18 protein-coding genes are annotated in these 19,276 nt (G+C 66.6%); 3 read left to right on the forward strand and 15 right to left on the reverse strand.

Going from position 1 to position 19,276, the window contains the following annotated elements; genetic code table 11:
- The 6 genes from dut to AAIL68_RS09825 all read right to left on the reverse strand — a co-directional run bounded on the left by dut (position 1) and on the right by AAIL68_RS09825 (position 6,470).
- Positions 1 to 456: a dUTP diphosphatase gene (gene dut / locus AAIL68_RS09800; protein ID WP_347139593.1), complete on the reverse strand. Its 456-nt coding sequence runs from the start codon at positions 454 to 456 to the stop codon at positions 1 to 3.
- Positions 457 to 500: 44 nt separating this feature from the next.
- Positions 501 to 1,283 carry a crotonase/enoyl-CoA hydratase family protein gene (locus AAIL68_RS09805; protein ID WP_347139594.1) on the reverse strand — a complete coding sequence of 261 codons (783 nt, stop codon included), beginning with the start codon at positions 1,281 to 1,283 and terminating at the stop codon, positions 501 to 503.
- Positions 1,276 to 2,139, reverse strand: a complete 864-nt coding sequence (locus AAIL68_RS09810; protein WP_347139595.1) for a hydroxymethylglutaryl-CoA lyase — start codon at positions 2,137 to 2,139, stop codon at positions 1,276 to 1,278. The genes AAIL68_RS09805 and AAIL68_RS09810 overlap by 8 nt, the downstream gene beginning before the upstream one ends.
- Positions 2,132 to 2,851 carry a glutathione S-transferase gene (locus tag AAIL68_RS09815; protein ID WP_347139596.1) on the reverse strand — a complete coding sequence of 240 codons (720 nt, stop codon included), beginning with the start codon at positions 2,849 to 2,851 and terminating at the stop codon, positions 2,132 to 2,134. The genes AAIL68_RS09810 and AAIL68_RS09815 overlap by 8 nt, the downstream gene beginning before the upstream one ends.
- Positions 2,844 to 4,772, reverse strand: a complete 1,929-nt coding sequence (locus tag AAIL68_RS09820) for an acetyl/propionyl/methylcrotonyl-CoA carboxylase subunit alpha (protein WP_347139597.1) — start codon at positions 4,770 to 4,772, stop codon at positions 2,844 to 2,846. Before AAIL68_RS09820 ends, AAIL68_RS09815 begins: the two co-directional genes overlap by 8 nt.
- A 93-nt stretch (positions 4,773 to 4,865) precedes the next feature.
- Positions 4,866 to 6,470, reverse strand: a complete 1,605-nt coding sequence (locus AAIL68_RS09825) for a carboxyl transferase domain-containing protein (protein WP_347139598.1) — start codon at positions 6,468 to 6,470, stop codon at positions 4,866 to 4,868.
- A gap of 131 nt (positions 6,471 to 6,601) precedes the next feature.
- On the opposite strand from AAIL68_RS09825, the gene AAIL68_RS09830 reads away from it, so the two are divergent.
- Complete coding sequence (locus tag AAIL68_RS09830) at positions 6,602 to 7,216, forward strand: OmpW family outer membrane protein (protein ID WP_347139599.1); 615 nt, start codon at positions 6,602 to 6,604, stop codon at positions 7,214 to 7,216.
- Between the two features lie 59 nt (positions 7,217 to 7,275).
- Here AAIL68_RS09830 and AAIL68_RS09835 read toward each other — a convergent pair whose 3' ends face one another.
- The 4 genes from AAIL68_RS09835 to AAIL68_RS09850 all read right to left on the reverse strand — a co-directional run bounded on the left by AAIL68_RS09835 (position 7,276) and on the right by AAIL68_RS09850 (position 11,918).
- Positions 7,276 to 7,785, reverse strand: coding sequence for a lysozyme inhibitor LprI family protein (locus tag AAIL68_RS09835; protein WP_347139600.1), 510 nt, complete (start codon positions 7,783 to 7,785; stop codon positions 7,276 to 7,278).
- On the reverse strand, positions 7,778 to 8,299 hold the full coding sequence (locus tag AAIL68_RS09840) for a lysozyme inhibitor LprI family protein (RefSeq protein ID WP_347139601.1): 522 nt from the start codon (positions 8,297 to 8,299) through the stop codon (positions 7,778 to 7,780). The genes AAIL68_RS09835 and AAIL68_RS09840 overlap by 8 nt, the downstream gene beginning before the upstream one ends.
- The gene (locus AAIL68_RS09845) at positions 8,299 to 9,459 is read right to left on the reverse strand and encodes an isovaleryl-CoA dehydrogenase (RefSeq protein ID WP_347139602.1); all 1,161 of its coding nucleotides are present in this window, start codon (positions 9,457 to 9,459) and stop codon (positions 8,299 to 8,301) included. The genes AAIL68_RS09840 and AAIL68_RS09845 overlap by 1 nt, the downstream gene beginning before the upstream one ends.
- Positions 9,460 to 9,629: 170 nt before the next feature.
- Positions 9,630 to 11,918, reverse strand: coding sequence for a Tex family protein (locus AAIL68_RS09850; protein WP_347139603.1), 2,289 nt, complete (start codon positions 11,916 to 11,918; stop codon positions 9,630 to 9,632).
- A 134-nt stretch (positions 11,919 to 12,052) separates the two neighbouring features.
- On the opposite strand from AAIL68_RS09850, the gene AAIL68_RS09855 reads away from it, so the two are divergent.
- On the forward strand, positions 12,053 to 13,111 hold the full coding sequence (locus AAIL68_RS09855; RefSeq protein ID WP_347139604.1) for an alkene reductase: 1,059 nt from the start codon (positions 12,053 to 12,055) through the stop codon (positions 13,109 to 13,111).
- A gap of 30 nt (positions 13,112 to 13,141) precedes the next feature.
- Here the strand turns inward: AAIL68_RS09855 and cobS are convergent, their stop codons facing one another.
- On the reverse strand, positions 13,142 to 14,116 hold the full coding sequence (cobS, locus tag AAIL68_RS09860) for a cobaltochelatase subunit CobS (protein WP_347139605.1): 975 nt from the start codon (positions 14,114 to 14,116) through the stop codon (positions 13,142 to 13,144).
- 125 nt (positions 14,117 to 14,241) lie between these two features.
- On the opposite strand from cobS, the gene AAIL68_RS09865 reads away from it, so the two are divergent.
- A complete protein-coding gene (locus AAIL68_RS09865) occupies positions 14,242 to 15,024 on the forward strand; it encodes a sigma factor (protein ID WP_347139606.1) in 783 nt (260 codons plus the stop codon).
- A 4-nt stretch (positions 15,025 to 15,028) separates the two neighbouring features.
- On the opposite strand, the gene ychF is transcribed toward AAIL68_RS09865, so the two are convergent.
- The 4 genes from ychF to AAIL68_RS09885 form a co-directional block, all read right to left on the reverse strand.
- Positions 15,029 to 16,126: a redox-regulated ATPase YchF gene (ychF, locus tag AAIL68_RS09870; protein ID WP_347139607.1), complete on the reverse strand. Its 1,098-nt coding sequence runs from the start codon at positions 16,124 to 16,126 to the stop codon at positions 15,029 to 15,031.
- Positions 16,127 to 16,454: 328 nt separating this feature from the next.
- Complete coding sequence (locus AAIL68_RS09875; protein WP_347139608.1) at positions 16,455 to 17,576, reverse strand: ABC transporter ATP-binding protein; 1,122 nt, start codon at positions 17,574 to 17,576, stop codon at positions 16,455 to 16,457.
- A complete protein-coding gene (locus AAIL68_RS09880) occupies positions 17,573 to 18,385 on the reverse strand; it encodes an ABC transporter permease (RefSeq protein WP_347139609.1) in 813 nt (270 codons plus the stop codon). Before AAIL68_RS09880 ends, AAIL68_RS09875 begins: the two co-directional genes overlap by 4 nt.
- On the reverse strand, positions 18,382 to 19,254 hold the full coding sequence (locus AAIL68_RS09885; RefSeq protein ID WP_347139610.1) for an ABC transporter permease: 873 nt from the start codon (positions 19,252 to 19,254) through the stop codon (positions 18,382 to 18,384). The genes AAIL68_RS09880 and AAIL68_RS09885 overlap by 4 nt, the downstream gene beginning before the upstream one ends.
- Between the last annotated feature and the right edge of the window lie 22 nt (positions 19,255 to 19,276).

A 19,276-nucleotide genomic window follows, 5' to 3' on the forward strand; every position in this document is an offset into this window, starting at 1 on the left:
TCACGCCCCGGTCGAGCCGAAGCCGCCCGCAGCCCGCGCCGTTTCCCGACTGAAGGCTTCCACCACGGCAAAGCGGGGCCGCAGAACCGGCACGAAGATCATTTGCGCGATCCGCTCGCCCGGTTGGATGATGATTGGCGGAGAGCCCGCGGGGTTGCGGTTCCAGGTGCTGATCAGGATTTCACCCGTGTAATCAGGGTCGATCAGCCCGGTCGAATTGCCCAGCACCAGGCCGCGCTTGTGGCCCTGCCCCGACCGGGGCAGCACCAGCCCGGCAAAGGAAAAATCGTCGAAGGACAGCGCGATTCCGGCGCTGATCAGCACCGCCGGGGCCTGTGGCGCGATGGCAAGCGGCGCGTCGATGCAGGCGAACAGATCGACCGCCGCCGATCCCGCCGTCTGATAGGCGGGCAATCCCCAGTCGCGAATACGCGGATCCAATATCCTGACTTCCATGCCTGCCGTCCCTGCTATCCTGCGCCGTGGATAGCGGAAGCCGGTTAGACCTGCCAGCGCGGCTTGCGCTTGTCGAAAAAGGCGGCGATGCCTTCAGGCGCCTCGGATCCTTCCCAGACGGCGACAAGGCGGTCGATGCTGTCCTCGATCACCGTCTGGTCTATGCGCGGGCCAAGGGCGCGGCATTGCGCCTTGGCGGCGGCGACGGCGCCGGGGGCGGCCAGCAGGAAGGGCGCGACCTCGGATTCGACCGCCGCGTCCAATGCGTCGGAGGCGACGGCGCGCGCGGCAAGGTTCAGTGTCACCGCCTCATCCGCGCCGAACAGGCGGGCCGAGAAGAAGACGCGGCGCGCCTTGTCCTCGCCCATCCGCGCCAGAACATAGGGACCGATGGTGGCGGGGATCAGGCCCAGCTTCACCTCGGTCAACCCGAAGCGCGCCGTGTCGGCGGCGATGGCGATGTCGGCCACGGCCATCATGCCCACGCCGCCGCCGAAGGCGTTGCCATGGACACGCGCGATCAGCGGTTTCGGCAGCAGGTTCAACGCGGACAACATTCCGGCAAGGGTTCGCGCTCCGGCGCGGCGCGTTTCCGCATCGGCATCCATCTGCGCGCGCATCCAGCCCAGGTCGCCGCCTGCGCAGAAGCTTGCGCCCTCGCCCGCCAGAACGACCACGCGCACGGCGGGGTCGGCGCCAAGCCGGGCGGCGGCCTGGGTCAACTCCTCCATCATCCGCTGGGACAAGGCGTTGTGCTTGTCGGGACGGGCCAGCCACAGGGTCGCCACGCCGCGCGGGTCGGTGTCGATGCGGATCGTTTCAAACATGAGTCGCTCCCCTCAGGCTGCGTGCGAAGGCGGCGGCCTGCTCGATCACCGCCATGTCCAGGCCATGCGCGAATCCCTGCGCCGCCAGATGCGCGGCGACCTTTTCCGTGGCCACGTTGCCCGCCGCGCCCGGCGCATAGGGGCAGCCGCCCAGACCGCCGACCGCCGCGTCAAAGACCCGCAGGCCGCGCGCAAGACTGGCGTCGATATTCTGAAGCGCCCGACCCGCCGTGTCGTGGTAATGCCCGGCCAGCCGGTCGGCGGGCAGTTCCTCCAGCACCGCCGCCAGCATGGCGTCGATGGTCTCGGGACGTCCCTGCCCGATGGTGTCGCCCAGGCTGATTTCATAGCAACCCATGTCGCGCAGCGCCGCCGCCACGCGGGCGACATTGGCGGGCGAGGTCGGGCCGTCGAAGGGGCAGTCCGTCACCACGCTGACATAGCCGCGAACCGGAATGCCGTCTGCCTGCGCAGCCTGCGCGACAGGCGCTGCCCGTTCCAGGCTTTCGGCGATGGTCGCGTTAAGGTTGGCGCGGCTGAAGCCTTCCGAGGCACTGGCGAAGATCGCGATCTCGCTGGCCTGCGCGGCCTTCGCGCCCTCATAGCCCTTCATGTTGGGCGTCAGAACGGCATAGCTGATGCCGGGCGCGCGCCGGATGCCCGCCATGACCTGCGCGGCGTCCCCCATCTGCGGCACCCATTTCGGACTGACAAAACTGGTCACTTCGATGCGCCGGAAACCCGCTTGCGACAGCAGATCCACCAGGGCGATCTTATCCGCCGCCGGGATCAGGCGCTTTTCGTTCTGCAACCCGTCGCGCGGGCCCATTTCGAAGATTTCAACCGTCTCAGGCATCGGGAAGCTCATAGAAATCGCGTTCGTAAAGCTGCGGCTCGCCTTCTTGCGGCAGCGCGCGTTGAAAAGCGGGACGCGCGGTGCAGCGGTCGGCATAAGCCTGCAACGCGGGCGTCAGGCGGACAAAGCGGCCCGCCGTCCAGACCGACCAGCCGACGGCGCAATCCACGCCCGAAAAGCCGCTGGCCATCAGCCAGTCCTGCCCCTGAACCGTCTGTTCGACCAGCCGCAGCGCACGGCCCAGCCGCGCGGTTTCCAGCTTCATTACGGTCAGCGAGCGCGTGGCAGGATCGCGCAGCATCAGGTGACTTTGCGTCAGGTTGGCGATGTGCTGGCCGATGGTTTCCGCGAAATGCAGCCAGTCGAGCCAGCCCAGGCGACCATCCTCGCCCGGCGCGCGCCACAGATGGGGTCCGCGCGTTTCGCACAGGTATTCGACCATGGCCCCGGATTCGTGGATCACGTTGCCGTCGATCTGCAGCGCGGGGGCGCGCCCGACCGGGTGGATGGCCTCGTATTCGGCGGCGCGCATGTCCTTGCTGCGCAGGTCCATGACGCGCAGGGCGAAGGGCAGCTCAAGCTCGTTCAGCAGCCACAGGATGCGCATCGACCGCGACAGGGGGACATGCCAGAGGATGATCTCCTCGCCACCGTCCTTGACGGGGCCGCCCTGGGCAGGGGGCGAGGCATCGGTGGGGGCGGGATCAGGCATCCTCGTCCTCCAGCCGGATCAGGGGGGCGCCGGCCTCGACCTGGTCGCCCGCCTGGGCCAGCACTTCGGCCACCACCCCATCACGGGCGGCGGTCAGGCTGTGCTCCATCTTCATCGCCTCCAGCACGGCCAGCCGATCGCCCGCCTTGACCGTCTGGCCAGCGGCGACATGAACCGACTTCACCAGCCCCGGCATGGGTGACAGCGTCAGTGCCGCCCCTGCCCCAGCGTCCGCCTGCCGGTCCAGTGGATCGAGCGGCACCAGATGCAGGCTGCCCGCGCCGAAGACGCTGACGCCGCTGTCATGGGCAGTGATGCGGTGACGGCAGAGACTGCCGTCCACCCACCAGCGGTCGCCCTGCCAGCGGACCTCGTGCGGCTGGCCGTCCAGCGTGACGCGGGCGGCGCCGGGACCGAGCACCTCCAGCACGGCTTGCCCGTCCTGCCAGTGGATCGTGCGCCGCAGGGGCTGCCACAGGGTCATGCCGCCCTTGACCTGCGGGTCGGCCAAACCTGCCAGGCCGAACACCGCCAAGGCGCGGGCCGCAGGCTGGGCTTCGGATGCCGCGACAAGCGCGTCCAGGTCGCGGGCGATCAGGCCCGTATCGACCTCCCCCGCGCGAAACCCGTCGTGCCGGGTCAGGGCGATCAGGAAGTCCAGGTTCGTGACCGATCCCGCGACCTCGGTATCCACCAAGGCCGCCTCCAGAGCGCGCAAGGCGATGGCGCGCGTTGGGCCCCAGGTCACGACCTTGGCGATCATCGGGTCGTACCAGGGGCTGATCGTGTCGCCCTGCCGGACGCCGGTTTCGATCCGCGCGCCATCGGGAAAGCGCAGATGCGCCAAGCGACCGGTGGCCGGCAGGAAGCCAGCGGGGACATCCTCGGCGTAAAGTCGCGCCTCGAAGGCATGGCCGCGGATGGTCAGATCCTCCTGACGCGCAGGAAGGGGTTCGCCCGAAGCCACCCGCAACTGCCATTCGACCAGATCGACGCCGGTGATCGCCTCGGTCACGGGATGCTCGACCTGCAACCGGGTGTTCATCTCCATGAACCAGAAGCCGTCCGGCCGCAGGCCCTGGCTGCCGTCCACGATGAATTCGATCGTGCCCGCCCCGGCATAGCCGATGGCCTCGGTGGCCCGGACCGCCGCATTGCCCATGGCCTGACGCATCTCGGGTGTCATGCCGGGGGCCGGGGCTTCCTCGATCACCTTCTGGTGGCGGCGTTGCAGTGAACAGTCGCGTTCGAACAGATGCACAGCGCGGGTGCCGTCGCCGAAGACCTGCACCTCGATATGGCGGGGCTGCTGGATGTATTTCTCGATCAGCACGGCGGGGTTGCCGAAAGCGGTCGCAGCCTCGCCCTGCGCGGATTGCAGGGCCGTCGCGAAGTCCTGCGGGCGTTCGACAAGGCGCATCCCCTTGCCGCCGCCGCCCGCCACGGCCTTGATGAGAACCGGATAGCCGACTTGGCCCGCTTGCGCCTCCAGATGCGAGGGATCCTGGTTTTCACCGTGATAGCCGGGAACGACCGGCACGCCCGCCTCCGCCATCAGCGCCTTGGCGGCGTCCTTCAGGCCCATCTTGCGGATGGCGCTGGCGGACGGCCCGATGAAGACCAGCCCCGCCGCCGTGACCGCATCGACGAAATCGGGGTTTTCGGACAGGAAGCCATAGCCCGGATGGATCGCCTGCGCGCCGGTATCCAGCGCCGCCCGGATGATCGCGTCGCCGCGCAGGTAGCTGTCCTTGGGCGCCGGTCCGCCAATATGGACCGCCTCGTCGGCCATGGCGACATGGCGGGCGGCGCGGTCGGCGTCGGAAAACACGGCCACGGTGCGCACGCCCAGCTTGCGGGCGGTGTCGATGACGCGGCAGGCGATCTCGCCCCGGTTCGCGATCAGGATTTTCTGGAACATGGCGGCACCTGCGTGTGGCGGGCCAAGCCGGGGGCTTCGCGCCCCCGGACCCCCGCGGGATATTTGGACACAGAAGATGAACGACGCATCGGCCTACATCCTGAAGACGCCGAAGCGCGTGGGCTCGACGGGCGCGTTCAGGCTGGCGCGCAGCGACAGGGCCAGCACGTCGCGGGTCTTGCGCGGGTCGATGATGCCGTCGTCCCAGAGCCGGGCCGAGGCGTAGAGCGGGTGGCTTTGCCGGTCGAACATCTCGATGGTGGGGCGCTTGAACTCGGCCTCCTCCTCGGGCGTCCAGGTGCCGCCCGTGCGTTCGATCCCGTCGCGACGGACGGTGGCAAGGACTCCCGCCGCCTGTTCGCCGCCCATGACGCTGATGCGGCTGTTGGGCCAGGTCCAGAGGAAGCGCGGCGAATAGGCGCGGCCCGCCATGCCATAGTTGCCCGCGCCGAACGATCCGCCGACCAACATGGTGATCTTGGGGACGTTGGTCGTCGCCACCGCCGTCACCATCTTGGCGCCGTGGCGGGCGATGCCTTCGTTTTCGTATTTGCGGCCGACCATGAAGCCGGTGATGTTTTGCAGGAAGACCAGCGGGATCGACCGCTGCGAACAGAGTTCGATGAAATGCGCGCCTTTCTGCGCGGCCTCGGAGAATAGGACGCCATTGTTGGCGACGATGCCTATGGGGCAACCCTCGACATGGGCGAAGCCCGTGACCAGCGTCTCGCCGAAGCGGGCCTTGAACTCGTCGAAGCGGCTGCCGTCAACGACGCGGGCGATCACCTCGCGGATGTCGTAGGGGGTGCGCAGGTCGGCGGGAACGACGCCCAGGATCTCCTCGGGGTCATGGGCGGGGGGTTCGGGGGACTGCCAGACGACCGTATCGGGCATCCGGCGGTTCAGGTTGGCGATGGCACGACGCGCCATGGCAAGGGCATGGGCGTCGTCTTCCGCCAGATAGTCGGCCACGCCGGACAGGCGGGTGTGGACATCGCCGCCGCCCAGATCCTCGGCCGTCACGACCTCTCCGGTCGCGGCCTTTACCAAGGGGGGACCGGCCAGGAAGATCGTGCCCTGGTTGCGCACGATGATGGTCACGTCGGACATGGCGGGGACATAGGCGCCGCCGGCGGTGCAGGATCCCATCACCACGGCGATCTGCGGGATGCCCTTCGCGCTCATCTGCGCCTGGTTGAAGAAGATGCGCCCGAAATGGTCGCGGTCGGGAAAGACCTCGTCCTGGTTGGGCAGGTTCGCGCCGCCCGAATCCACCAGGTAGACGCAGGGCAGATGGCACTGTTCGGCGATTTCCTGGGCGCGCAGGTGCTTCTTGACCGACATCGGGTAATAGGTGCCGCCCTTCACCGTCGCGTCGTTGGCCACCACCATCACGTCCTGGCCATGCACGCGCCCGATGCCCGCGATCACGCCCGCGCCGGGGGCCGCGCCGTCATACATGCCATGCGCCGCCGTCGCGCCGATTTCCAGGAACGGACTGCCGGGGTCCAGCAGGTTCGCCACCCGTTCGCGCGGGGGCATCTTGCCGCGGCTGGTGTGACGCTCCATCGCCTTGGTGCCTCCTCCGGCGGCTGCGGCAAGGGCGGCATCGCGCGCGACCTGGATCAGCGCCAGATGCGCCTCGCGGTTGGTGCGGAAGGTGTCGGATGTGGACAGGGCAGCGGACTTCAATTGCATGGGCAGCGGTCCCAAGTGGGGGCGCGGCGCAATGCCGCAGCCGAGGTTTTCGTCACAGCGGTTTGATCCAGATCATGTTTTTCGCCGCCTGCCGGGTTCATGCCGCGCCTTGCAATCTTTGAAGGAGCTTCATGATGAAAACCCTGTGCCTTGCCGCCGCAGCCGCCTTGGCTGTCGTTTCCCCGGTGGCCGCGCAGCAGGCGGGCGACCTGACCGTCGGTCTGGGCATCGCCAATGTGAATCCCAAGTCGGACAACGGCGCGCTGGCTGGCGGCACCGTTCCGGTCAGCATCGGCGACAACACCCGCCCGCAGATCACCGTCGAATATTTCATCCGCGACAATATCGGGGTCGAGCTTCTGGGCGCCCTGCCCTTCAAGCATTCGATCAAGTCGAACGGGACCGAGATCGGCACCGTCAAGCACCTGCCCCCGGTCGTGTCGCTGCAATACCATTTCGACGCCACGCCGCAATTGAAGCCCTTTGTGGGCGTAGGCGTGAACTTCACCGGCTTTTATGACGACGAAGCCAAGGGCTCGCTGGCGGGCAATGACCTGCGCGTCAAGAACAGCTGGGGCCTGGCCGCGCATCTGGGGACCGACTACTGGATCAACGACCGCTCGGCCCTGCGCGCGGACCTGCGCTGGATCGACATCGACGCCGACGTGACCCTGAACGGCGCCGACATCGGCCAGGTCGAGATCGACCCGGTCGTCGCAGGCGTCAGCTATGTGATGAAGTTCTGACGGTCGCTGGCGCATCCCTGCAGGGGTGCGCCCGCGCCGCACCGGGATCGGGCCGCCCCTCACGTCCGGTCCCGCTGATAGGCCATCAGCAGGATGACCTGCCGGGCGGTCTCGTTCAGCTTGCAGGTCGGTTCCGCTAGCGCGCCTCCGGTCCCGCCGCCATTGGTGATCCTGTCATAGGCGCAGCGCGCGTCGCGAAAGGCGATCCAGTCGCGCTCCATCGCCACCAGGGCTTCGGCGCGGTCGGCGCCGCGCGCCTCCTCGGTCGCCTTCAGCGCGTCATAGGTTTCGGTCAGCTTGGTTTCCCAGGCCTGCCACTCCGCATCCAGGCAGTTCAACCGGCGGTCCACCAGCGCAATCTCGCCATGCTCCGCCTCGGCATAGGCGAGGCAGCTTTCCTGCCCGACCCCCGCGCAATCCAGCCGCGCGCCATCGGACCCGGCATCGGCCAGGCATTGGTCGATCAGCGCGGGATCAAGCCCGGAACTGTCGCCCGCCAGCGCCGGAACGGCGAACCACGCCGCGACCGGAAGCGCCAGCGCGACGGACCAGAGGCACCCGTTATTCATCCTGCGGTTCCCAGGCGCGCAGGCGCAGGTATTGATGCGCCGTCAGTTGCAGGCTGCAATCGACGCTGGCCGGCCCGCCCCCGGTGCCGCCGCCCCAGCGGCTGCGTTCATAGGCGCAGGCCGCGTCACGGAAGGCGATCCAGTCGCGCTGCATCTGCCGCAGCAGGGGTTCCTGCTTTTCGGCCGCCGATCCCAGTTCCGCCATCTCGGCATCGGCGGCCTTGGCCGACGCCAGGACGCGGGCATAGCTGTCGTTCAGCTTCCTGTCCCAGACATCGAATTCCTGGCCCAGGCACCAGGACATGGCATAGGTGCTATAGCCGCCGGGGGATTCGATGCAGGGCCCCGAGGCGGCACCGATGCAGGCGACGTAATCCAGGTCGCGCCGATCCGGCGCCTTCTGCGCGGCATCCGCAAGGCAGGCATCGACCAGCGACGCATCGAAGGGCGGCATGGGGGGATCCTGCGCCAAAGCCGGGCTGGCCAGCAGCAGCGCCGCGACAAGCCCCCGCATCACATCAGGCTCATCAACTCGCGGCCGATCAGCATCCGGCGGATTTCGCTGGTGCCCGCGCCGATCTCCATCAGCTTGGCGTCGCGGAACAGGCGGCTGACCACGCTGTCGTTCAGGAAACCCGCCCCGCCAAGCGCCTGAACGGCCTGATGGGCCTGCACCATCGCCTGTTCGCTGGCGTAAAGCACCGCGCCCGCCGCATCCTGCCGCGTGACCTTGCCCGCGTCGCAGGCTTTTGCCACCTCATAGACATAGGCGCGGGCGGTGTTCAGCGCGACATACATGTCGGCGATCTTGCCCTGCATCAACTGGAACGACCCGATCGGCTGGCCGAACTGCTTGCGGTCGCGGACATAGGGCATCACCTCGTCCAGGCAAGCGGCCATGATGCCGGTGCCGATGCCCGACAGGACCAGCCGTTCATAGTCCAGCCCCGACATCAGGACGCGGACGCCCCGGCCTTCCTCGCCCAGGACATTCTCGAACGGGATTTCGCAATTCTCGAAGATCAGTTCGCCCGTGTTGGACCCGCGCATCCCCAGCTTGTCGAAATGCGGAGAGGTCGAGAAACCGGCCATGCCGCGCTCGACGATGAAGGCGGTGATGCCCTTGCTGCCCGCATCCGGGTCGGTCTTGGCATAGACGACCAAAGTCTGCGCGTCGGGCGCGTTGGTGATCCAGTACTTGTTGCCGTTCAGGACATAGCGGTCGTTCTTCTTTTCCGCCCGCAGCTTCATGCCGACCACGTCGCTGCCTGCGCCTTCCTCGGACATGGCAAGGGCGCCAACGGCCTTGCCGGAACACAGGTCTGGCAGGTATTTCGCGCGCTGTTCGTCGGTGCCGTTCAGCTTGATCTGGTTCACGCAAAGGTTCGAATGCGCGCCGTATGACAGGCTGACGCTGGCAGATGCCCGCGCGATCTCCTCGGTCGCGACGACATGGGCCAGATAGCCCATGCCCGCGCCGCCCCACTGTTCGGGGACGGTGATACCCAGAAGGCCCAGATCGCCCATCTCGGTCCACAATTCGTTCGGGAAGGCGTTGGTGCGGTCAACATCGGCGGCGATGGGCTTGACGCGGTCCTGCGCCCAGCGATGCACCATGTCGCGCAGGGCGTTCACATCCTCGCCCAGGTCGAACTCCATCCCGCGTGTGAACATGCGCGCCCTTCCCCTTTATTGAACAACCGTTCATTTACGCTATACGGTGCAGATCGTATTCCCGTCAAGCCTGCGCCGGAACGCAGAACCGGTCAACATCCGGCGCTGCAGGTGCCGATCCCCCGGCCTCGGGAACGGTCGCGGTGCGGATCGGCCTCCGGTGGAAAGGCCTATTTCTTCCGCATCGCTTCGGCCAGGGCTGCGCCGAAACCGCCCTGCCCGCCGGATTTCGGGGAAGCCGTAGCCATTCGCGGCCCCGGCTTGGCCTGCGCTTTCGGGGCGGATTTCGCGGCCTCGGCATCGGTGCGCATGGTCAGGCCGATTCGCTTGCGGGGCACGTCCACCTCGGTCACGCGGACACGAACCACGTCGCCGACCTTCACCACTTCGTTCGGATCCTTGACGAAGCGGTTGGCAAGCTGGCTGACATGGACCAGTCCGTCCTGATGGACGCCAATGTCCACGAAGGCGCCGAAAGCCGCGACATTGGTGACGGTGCCCTCCAGAGTCATGCCGGGCTTCAGGTCGGTGATCTCCTCGACCCCATCCGCAAAGCTGGCGGTGACGAAACTGGGGCGCGGGTCGCGGCCAGGCTTTTCCAGTTCCGACAGGATGTCGCGGATGGTGGGCAGGCCGAAATGATCGTCCACGAACTGTTCGGCCCGGATGCCCTTCAGCGCGGCGCCGTCGCCCATGATCGCGCGGATGTCGCGCCCGCAGGCGGCAACGATCTTGCGGGCGACCCCGTAGGCCTCGGGGTGGACGGCCGAGGCGTCCAGCGGTTCCTTGCCGTCGCGGATGCGCAGGAAGCCCGCACATTGCTCAAAGGCGCGGGGGCCGAGGCCCGCGACCTTCTTCAGCGCCGCACGCGACGGGAAGGCGCCGTTCTCGTCGCGCCAGGCCACGATGTTCTGCGCGAGCGACGGCCCAAGCCCCGCGACATGGGCCAACAACGGGGCCGAGGCGGTGTTCAGGTCCACGCCGACTGCGTTCACGGCATCCTCGACCACGGCCTCCAGCGTCTTCGCCAGTTGCCGCTGGTCCACGTCATGCTGGTACTGGCCCACGCCAATCGACTCGGGCGGCACCTTGACCAGTTCCGCCAACGGATCCTGCACGCGGCGGGCGATGGACACCGCGCCACGCAGCGACACGTCAAGCTGCGGAAACTCCTTCGCGGCCAGTTCGGACGCCGAATAGACCGAGGCCCCGGCTTCGGACACGATCACCTTGGTCGGGGCCTTCGCGCGCTTGGGCAGGCGCTTCAGCACATCCGCCACCAGCCGTTCGGTTTCGCGGCTGGCGGTGCCGTTGCCGATGGCGATCAGGTCCGCGCCGTGCTTCGCAATCAGCGCCAGCAGCGTCGCCTCGGCCCCGCGCAGGTCGTTCTTGGGCTGGAATGGATAGATCGTGGCCGTGTCCAGCAGCTTGCCGGTCGAATCGACCACCGCGATCTTGCAGCCGGTACGGATGCCGGGGTCGATGCCCAGCGTCACCCGCGCGCCTGCGGGCGCCGCCAGCAGCAGATCCTTCAGGTTGCGGCCAAAGACGCGGATCGCTTCGTCATGGGCGCGCTTTCGCAATTCGGTCAGCAGGTCGATATACATCGTGTTCGACAGGCGCACCCGCCATGTCCAGCCCGCGACCTGCCGCAGCCATTGATCGCCCGGACCGTTGCCCAAGGTGCCGATGGCACGGACCACGATCCCTTCGGCCCGCTGCGCGCCGGTGTCCGGGTCGGGCGAGATGTCGATGGTCACGATCTCTTCCTTCGCGGCGCGCAGGATGGCAAGCGCGCGGTGCGCGGGAATGGCGGACCACTTTTCCCGATGGTCGAAATAGTCGCTGAACTTGGCCCCGGCAGTTTCCTTGCCCGCGATCAGCTTGGCGGCGATGAAGGCCTCCGCCCGCATGAAATCGCGCAAGGCTCCCAGCAGCGTGGCGTTTTCCGAAAGCTCCTCGACCAGGATGTCACGCGCGCCATCAAGGGCAGCTTTCGTGTCCGGCACAGCCTCCGTGATGAACCCTGCTGCCTGCTTGGACGGATCCGCCGCGCGGTCCCCTTGGATCGCACGCAGCAGCGGCTCCAGCCCGTTCTCGCGGGCGATCATCGCTTTGGTGCGCCGCTTGGGCTTGAAGGGCAGATAGATGTCCTCAAGCGCGGCCTTGGTCTCGGCCCCGGCGATGGCGCGGGCCAGGTCGTCGGTCAGCTTGCCCTGGTCCTTGATCGAATTCAGGATCGCCGCCCGCCGCGCCTCCATGTCGCGCAGGTAAGCCAGCCGGTCGGCCAGCGTCCGCAACTGCGTGTCGTCCAACCCGCCCGTCACCTCTTTCCGATAGCGCGCGACGAAGGGCACCGTGGCCCCGCCGTCCAGCAATTCGGCCGCCGCCGTGACCTGGGCGGGAGTGGCGTTGATCTCGGCTGCAATGATGCGGGCGATGCGGGCGGCTGTGTCCATGGGATCCTCCGAAAACGGAAGGCGGTTCTAGCCGGGCGCGGCGCGCAGGCCAAGTCCGTCATGCGCGCGCTGCCTGTTGACAGCGCTGGCCCCCATGCACAGGTGCAGGGAATGCAAGAATGAAAGGACGATTGATGCCGACCCTTTTCGACCCCCTTCAGATTGGACCCCTGACCCTGAAGAACCGCATCGTCATGGCGCCCCTGACCCGTTCCCGCGCCGGGGCCGAGCGTGTGCCGAACACGATGATGGCCGAATATTACGCGCAGCGCGCCGGCGCCGGGCTGATCCTGTCGGAAGCGACCAGCGTGACGCCGATGGGCGTGGGTTATGCCGACACGCCGGGCATCTGGAACGACGCGCAGGTCGAGGGCTGGAAGCTGGTGACAAAGGCCGTCCATGACGCGGGCGGGCTGATCATGCTGCAACTGTGGCATGTGGGCCGCATTTCCGACCCGATGTTCCTGGACGGCAACCTGCCGGTCGCCCCAAGCGCGATCAAGCCCGCAGGCACCGTTAGCCTGGTGCGCCCGAAGAAGGAATACGAGACGCCCCGCGCCCTTGAAACCGAGGAAATCCCTGGCATCGTCCAAGCCTATCGCAAGGCCGCCGAGAACGCCAAACGCGCGGGCTTCGACGGGGTCGAAATCCATGGCGCCAACGGCTATCTGATCGACCAGTTCCTGCAGGACAAGACGAACCGCCGCACCGACCGTTATGGCGGATCCATCGAAAACCGCGCGCGGTTCCTGGAAGAAATCGCGGATGCCGTCATCGGCGTCTGGGGCGCGGATTGTGTGGGCCTGCATCTGTCGCCGCGCGGCGACGATCACGACATGGGCGACAGCGATCCCCGCGCGCTGTTCACGCATGTCGCGCGCCGGATGCGCGACCGGGGCCTTGCCTTCATCTGCCTGCGCGAACGGCTGGCCGATGACAGCCTGCTGGACGACATCAAGGCGGCATTCGGCGGCATCGTGATCGCCAACGAGGCGCTGACCCGCGACAGCGCCGAAGACCTGATCCGCACGGGCCCCGCCGATGCGGCGGCCTTCGGCAAGGACTTCATCGCCACGCCCGACCTGCCCCGCCGCTTCCGCGAAGGGCTGGACCTGAACGAACAGGACCGTTCTACCTTCTATGGCAGCGGGCCTGCGGGTTACATCGACTATCCGGTCGCGGAAGAGGTCTGATCCCTGCGGCGGGCCATCCGGCCCGCCCCCCTACTTGGCCTTCGAGGCTGCGCTTTCCGGCAGCTCCTCGTCGAACAGGCGCTGATAGAACTCGGCCACGGTCTGGCGCTCCAGCTCGTCGCATTTGTTCAGGAAGGTCAGCCGGAAGGCATAGCCGATATTGTTGCCGAAGATGCGGGCGTTCTGCGCCCAGGCGATCACCGTGCGCGGCGACATGACGGTAGACAGATCCCCCTGCATGAAGGCCGTGCGCGTCAGGTCGGCCAGCGTCACCATCTGGCCGATGATCTTGCGGCCCTTCTCGGTGTTGTAGGTCGGGTTCTTGGCCAGCACGATCGCGGCCTCGGCATCGTGGGACAGATAGTTCAGCGTGCTGACCAGCGACCAGCGGTCCATCTGGCCCTGGTTGATCTGCTGGGTGCCGTGATACAGGCCCGTCGTGTCGCCCAGGCCCACGGTGTTGGCCGTCGCGAACAGTCGGAAATAGGGGTTCGGGGTGATGACCTCGTTCTGGTCCAGCAAAGTCAGCTTGCCGTCGGTTTCCAGCACGCGCTGGATCACGAACATCACGTCGGCGCGGCCCGCATCATATTCGTCAAAGACGATGGCAGTCGGGTTGCGCAGGGCCCAGGGCAGGATGCCTTCGTGGAAGACCGTGACCTGCTTGCCGTCCACCAGCTTGATCGCGTCCTTGCCGATCAGGTCGATCCGGCTGACATGGCTGTCCAGGTTCACGCGCACGCAGGGCCAGTTCAGCCGCGCCGCCACCTGTTCGATATGCGTCGATTTCCCGGTGCCGTGATAGCCCTGGATCATCACCCGGCGGTTATAGGCGAATCCCGCCAGAATCGCCATGGTCGTGTCGGGATCGAACTTGTAGGTCGTGTCGATTTCCGGCACGCGGTCCGACCGTTCGGCGAAACCCTTGACCTTCATGTCGCTGTCCAGACCGAACGCCTCTCGCAGGTCGATCTCCTCAGTCGGTTTGGCGTTCATGTCCAGCATCGTCCGGCCCTTTCCTCGCATCGTCCGCCTTGATTGCGCATAAGTCCGCCGCGTGCAAGCGGGCTTGCGTTGACGGGACATGGCTGGCTGCTAAGTTGGCCCCTGCAACCGAGAGAGGATTGCCGTTGCCGGATACCCGCTCCACGCATCTGCAGAACCTGATCGCACGGGTCGCGCAGGGTGATCGCCTTGCCTTCGATGGGCTGTACCAGGCGACCTCGGCCCAGTTGAACGCCATCTGCCTGTCCGTGCTGAGGGACCGCCGCGAGGCCGAGGAGGTGCTGGAGCAGGTCTATATCCAGATCTGGAAGACCGCCAAGGGCTTTGCCGACAGTGGGCTGTCGCCGAAAGCCTGGCTTTTCATCACGGCGCGCGACCTTGCCATCGGCAGGCTGCGCCATGGCGAAGCGCCGGCCCCGCCGGTCGATACCGTCCTGACCAGGGCGCCGTCCGATCCGGTCGCGGCGGTGCGCCATGCCTATCTGCAGGGTCTGGACGCAGCCGGGTTCGCGCAGCGCACGGGCCTGTCCGTCGAGACTGCCCGGCAGCGGCTGCATGAAGGGTTGGCCGGAATGGCGGCGGAATTCGACGGACCGGACGATGCCCTGGCCGCCGAACTGGCGCTGGGCCTGACCGATTCGAAGGGCGACGCGGCGCGGCTTTCCGCCGACCCTGCCTTCGCGCAACGGCTGCGTGACTGGCAGGAACGGCTGGCCGTGCTGATGGACGACCTGACCCCGGTGATGGCCCCTGCCCGTGCCCGCCAGCGGATCCGCGAAAGCCTGGGGCATGGTGTGGCGCCGCTGTCGGTCGATCCGCTGGAAAAGACCCCCTGGTGGCGCGGTTGGGGCGCCACCCTGGTTGCGGGGCTGATCGCCGCCGCAGGATTGTATCTGTGGATGACCTGAGCCGTCAGGCGTTGAACAGGAAGTGCAGGACATCGCCGTCCTTCACCTCGTAGGTCTTTCCTTCGACCCGGAACTTGCCCGCTTCGCGTGCGCCCGCCTCGCCCTTGTAGGTGACGTAGTCGTCATAGGCGATGGTTTCGGCCCGGATGAAGCCGCGCTCGAAATCGCCGTGGATCACGCCCGCCGCCTGCGGGGCCAGCGTGCCCCTGTGGATGGTCCAGGCGCGGGCCTCCTTGGGACCGACGGTGAAATAGGTGTCCAGGCCCAGCAGCTTGTAGCCCTCGCGGATCAGGCGGTCGAGGCCCGCCTCGTGCAGGCCCATCTCCTCCAGGAACATCGTGGCCTCCTCGGGCGGAAGCTGACTGATCTCCTCCTCGATCCTGGCGGAAATCACCACATGGCCGGCGCCCTGCGCGTGCGCCATCTCGGCCACGCGGTCGGACTGCGCGTTGCCGGTCGCGGCCTTGTCCTCCTCGACATTGCAGACGAACAGAACCGGCTTGGCGGTCAGCAGTTGCAGCATGGCCCAGGCTTTCCGGTCTTCGTCCGCCACCTGCACGGTGCGTGCAGGCTTGCCGGATTCAAGCGCGGCCTGCGCGGCCTTCAGCAGCTTTTCCTGGGCCACGGCCTCCTTGTCGCCGCCCTTCAGCTTGCGGGCGATATTGGCAAGGCGGCGTTCGACCGATTCCAGGTCGGCGATCATCAACTCGGTCTCGATGGTCTCGGCATCGGCGATGGGATCGACGCGGCCCTCGACATGGGTGACATCGCCATCCTCGAAGCAGCGCAGGACATGGGCGATGGCGTCCACCTCGCGGATATTGGCCAGGAACTGGTTCCCCAGGCCCTCGCCCTTGCTGGCGCCTTTCACAAGTCCCGCGATGTCCACGAAGGTGATGCGCGTCGGGATGATCTGCTTGCTGCCCGCGATCTGGGCCAGCGTGTCAAGCCGCGGATCGGGGACGGCGACGTCGCCCACGTTCGGCTCGATGGTGCAGAAGGGAAAGTTCGCGGCCTGCGCGGCGGCGGTCTTTGTCAGCGCGTTGAACAGCGTCGATTTGCCCACGTTCGGCAAGCCGACAATTCCCATGCGAAAGCCCATGACGCGCCCCTTTTGCTCAAGTCAGGGCGCGTTCTAGGCAAGCGGCACGGGTTCTGCAAGCACCCCTTCCAAGCGGCGGCACGGGCGGGACAAGGAAACGCACTGCGTTTCCCTACCCGCGTGGGACGTTGCCACCAGAGACGGTGCGATCCCCACCCCGAGAGGCCAGCGTCCGACCCGAGGGGGCGTGTAAGCGCCCGCCTGGGGGCGGGTCGGGCGCTGGCAAGGCCTTTTGAGGCCCGGCGGCATTTGTGGCACCCGCAGCGCGTGGCAAAGACAATGGCCTTCGCCAGTTAGACGATAGCCGAGTCGCGGATCTGAACTCGCTTTACCGGAACAGCACCAGCGATCCCGGCGACCAGGCCAGCCGGGTCCGCGTTCCCACCTCCTGCACGTCACGGCCAAAGACGTTGCGCATGGAAATCCGCACGGGCCGCGCCTTGCCGTCCAGGGCCGCCGCACCGTCCAGCCGCAGATCGTAATAGGTCATGTCGCCGTAATAGACGACCTCGTCGATGGTGGCGTTCGTTTCGCGCGGCTGGGTATGGGTCTGGTTCGGGCCGACCAGGGTCATGGTCTCGGGCCGGAAGCCGATGGTCGGGCCCTCGTCGTCCGGGTTCGCGCGGCTGACCTGACGGGCGGGCAGATCGACCACGCCAAGGCCCGGAGCCTCGACCGTCACCGTGCCGTCGCTTTCGCCCAGGATCCGCGCGGGCAGGAAGTTCATCACGCCGATGAAATCCGCCACGCGGCGGTTGGCGGGCCGGGCATAAAGCGCCTCGGGGCCGTCAAGCTGGGCAATCTCACCCTCGAACATCACGGCGATGCGGTCGGACATGACCAAGGCTTCCTCCTGGTCATGCGTCACCAGGACGAAGGTGATGCCGACCTGGCGCTGCAGCTTGATCAGTTCGACCTGCATCTGTTCGCGCATCTTGCGGTCAAGCGCGGACAGGGGCTCGTCCAGCAGCAGCACCTTGGGCTTCAGGATCAGCGCGCGGGCAAGCGCCACCCGCTGGCGCTGCCCGCCCGACAGCGCGTGCGCGGCGCGGTTGCCGTATCCGCGCAACCCAACCATGGCCAAAGCTTCCTCGACCAGGGCCGCCTTTTCCGCCTTGCTTCGCGGATCGCGGCGCAGCCCGAAGGCCACGTTTTGCGCGACCGTCAGATGCGGGAAGATGGCATAGGATTGGAACACCATGTTGGTAGGGCGCTTGTTAGCCGGCACCTCGTCCATGCGCTTCTGGTCTATCAGGATGGCGCCTTCGGAGATATCCTCGAAGCCGGCAATCGTGCGAAGAAGCGTGGTCTTGCCGCAGCCCGACGGCCCCAGAAGCGAGAAGAACTCGCCCGCCCGGATCGTCAGGTCGATGCCGCGCAGCGCGTGGTAATCGCCGTAATGCTTGTGGACGCCGCGACATTCGATCATCGGCTTGCGGTCGTCGGTCACAGGAACCCTCCGGTCGGATTGCCGCCCATGCGGGCATTGCCGCGGCGGCGGAAGTATTCGCCCAGTGTCAGCAGCACGATGGACAGCGCCACAAGGACGGTGCCAAGCGCCATGATCATGGGGATCTGCTTGGGAAAGCGAAGCTGGCTGAAGATATAGGTGGGCAGCGTGGGCTGGTTGCCCGCCAGGAAGAAGGCGATGATGAACTCGTCCAAGCTGATCGTGAAGGAGATCAGCAGCGAACTGATGATGCCCGGCATGACCAGCGGCAGGGTGACCAGTCGAAACGCGCTCCACCGCGTCTCGCCCAAATCATAGGCCGCTTCCTCCAGCGACTTGTCGAGCGACGAGAAGGCCGTGGACAGGATCGCGATGGCATAGGGCATGCAGATCAGCACATGGCCCAGGATCACGGTGAGGATCGACAGTTGCACGCCGGCGCCCAGCAGCACCACCAGCAGCGACATCGCGATGATGATTTCGGGCAGCACCATGGGCAGCAGGATGAAGCCCATCATGCCGCCCTTTCCCGGAAACTCGAACCGTGTGGAGGCGCGGGCGGCGAAGATGCCGAGGCATGTCGCCAGGATCGAGGCCGAAACCGCGACGATCAGCGAATTGGTCAGCGCCGTGCGCAGCGTGGCATTGGCCCACATCTGCGCGAACCAGTTGGTCGTGAAGCCCTGCAACGGGAAGGCGATGATCGTGCCGGAATTGAAGGCGAACAGCGGCAGCAGGATGATCGGCGCATAGAGAAACAGCAGATAGAGCAGCGCATAGGCCTGCAGGCCGCGCCCCTTCCCGCTCATGACCGCACCTTGAGGAAGCGGCGGTTGATGAGCAGAAAGGCCACGCTGACCAAGGCCACAATCGCCATGGCCGTGACCGCCAGAGCCGATCCCAGCGGGCGGTTGTCCAGCGCCAGCATCTGCACCTGGATCAGGTTGGCGATCATCGGGATCTTGCCGCCGCCGATCAGTTCGGGTGTGACGTAATCGCCGATGGTCGGGATGAAGACGATCAGCACCGCCGCCAGCACGCCGGGCATCGCCAGGGGCAGCGTCACCCGCCAGAAGGTCATGGCGCGGCTTTCGCCCAGATCGCGCCCGGCTTCCAGCAGGGAACGGTCGATCTTTTCCAGGGCCACGAAGATCGGCAGGATGGCGAAGGGCGCATAGGCATGGGCCAGCGTGATCACGATGGAATTGACGTTGTAGAGGATGAAGCTCAGCGGCTGGTCGATGATGCCAAGCCCGGTCAGGGTCGAGTTTATGACGCCGTTATAGCCCAGGATCACCTTCCACAGGAACACCCGGATCAGATAACTGGTCCAGAAGGGAATGGTGATGAGGAACAGCCATAAGGACTTCTTTTCCGGGCGGACCATGAAGCTGACGTAATAGGCCACCGGAAAGGCGAGAAGCACCGTGACCAGCGTCACCAGGGCCGAAACCATCAGCGACCGCAGCATGACCGTGCGCACGATGGGATCGGTCCAGACCTGGACATAGTTGGCCCAGGTGAAGTCGCGCACGACCTCCAGATAGCCGTCGGTCAGGAAGCTGTAGGTCAGGATGGTCAGAAGGGGCGCGGCCAGGATCAGCAGCGCATACAGGAACGGCGGCGCGATCAGGGCATAGCCCTGCCTCGCCTGTGCATCCAACCCGCCTCTAGCCATTCGATCCTTCCCGCTGCGCCTT

Source organism: Paracoccus sp. SSK6 (genome assembly GCF_039770665.1).
Taxonomy (GTDB): Bacteria; Pseudomonadota; Alphaproteobacteria; order Rhodobacterales; family Rhodobacteraceae; genus Paracoccus.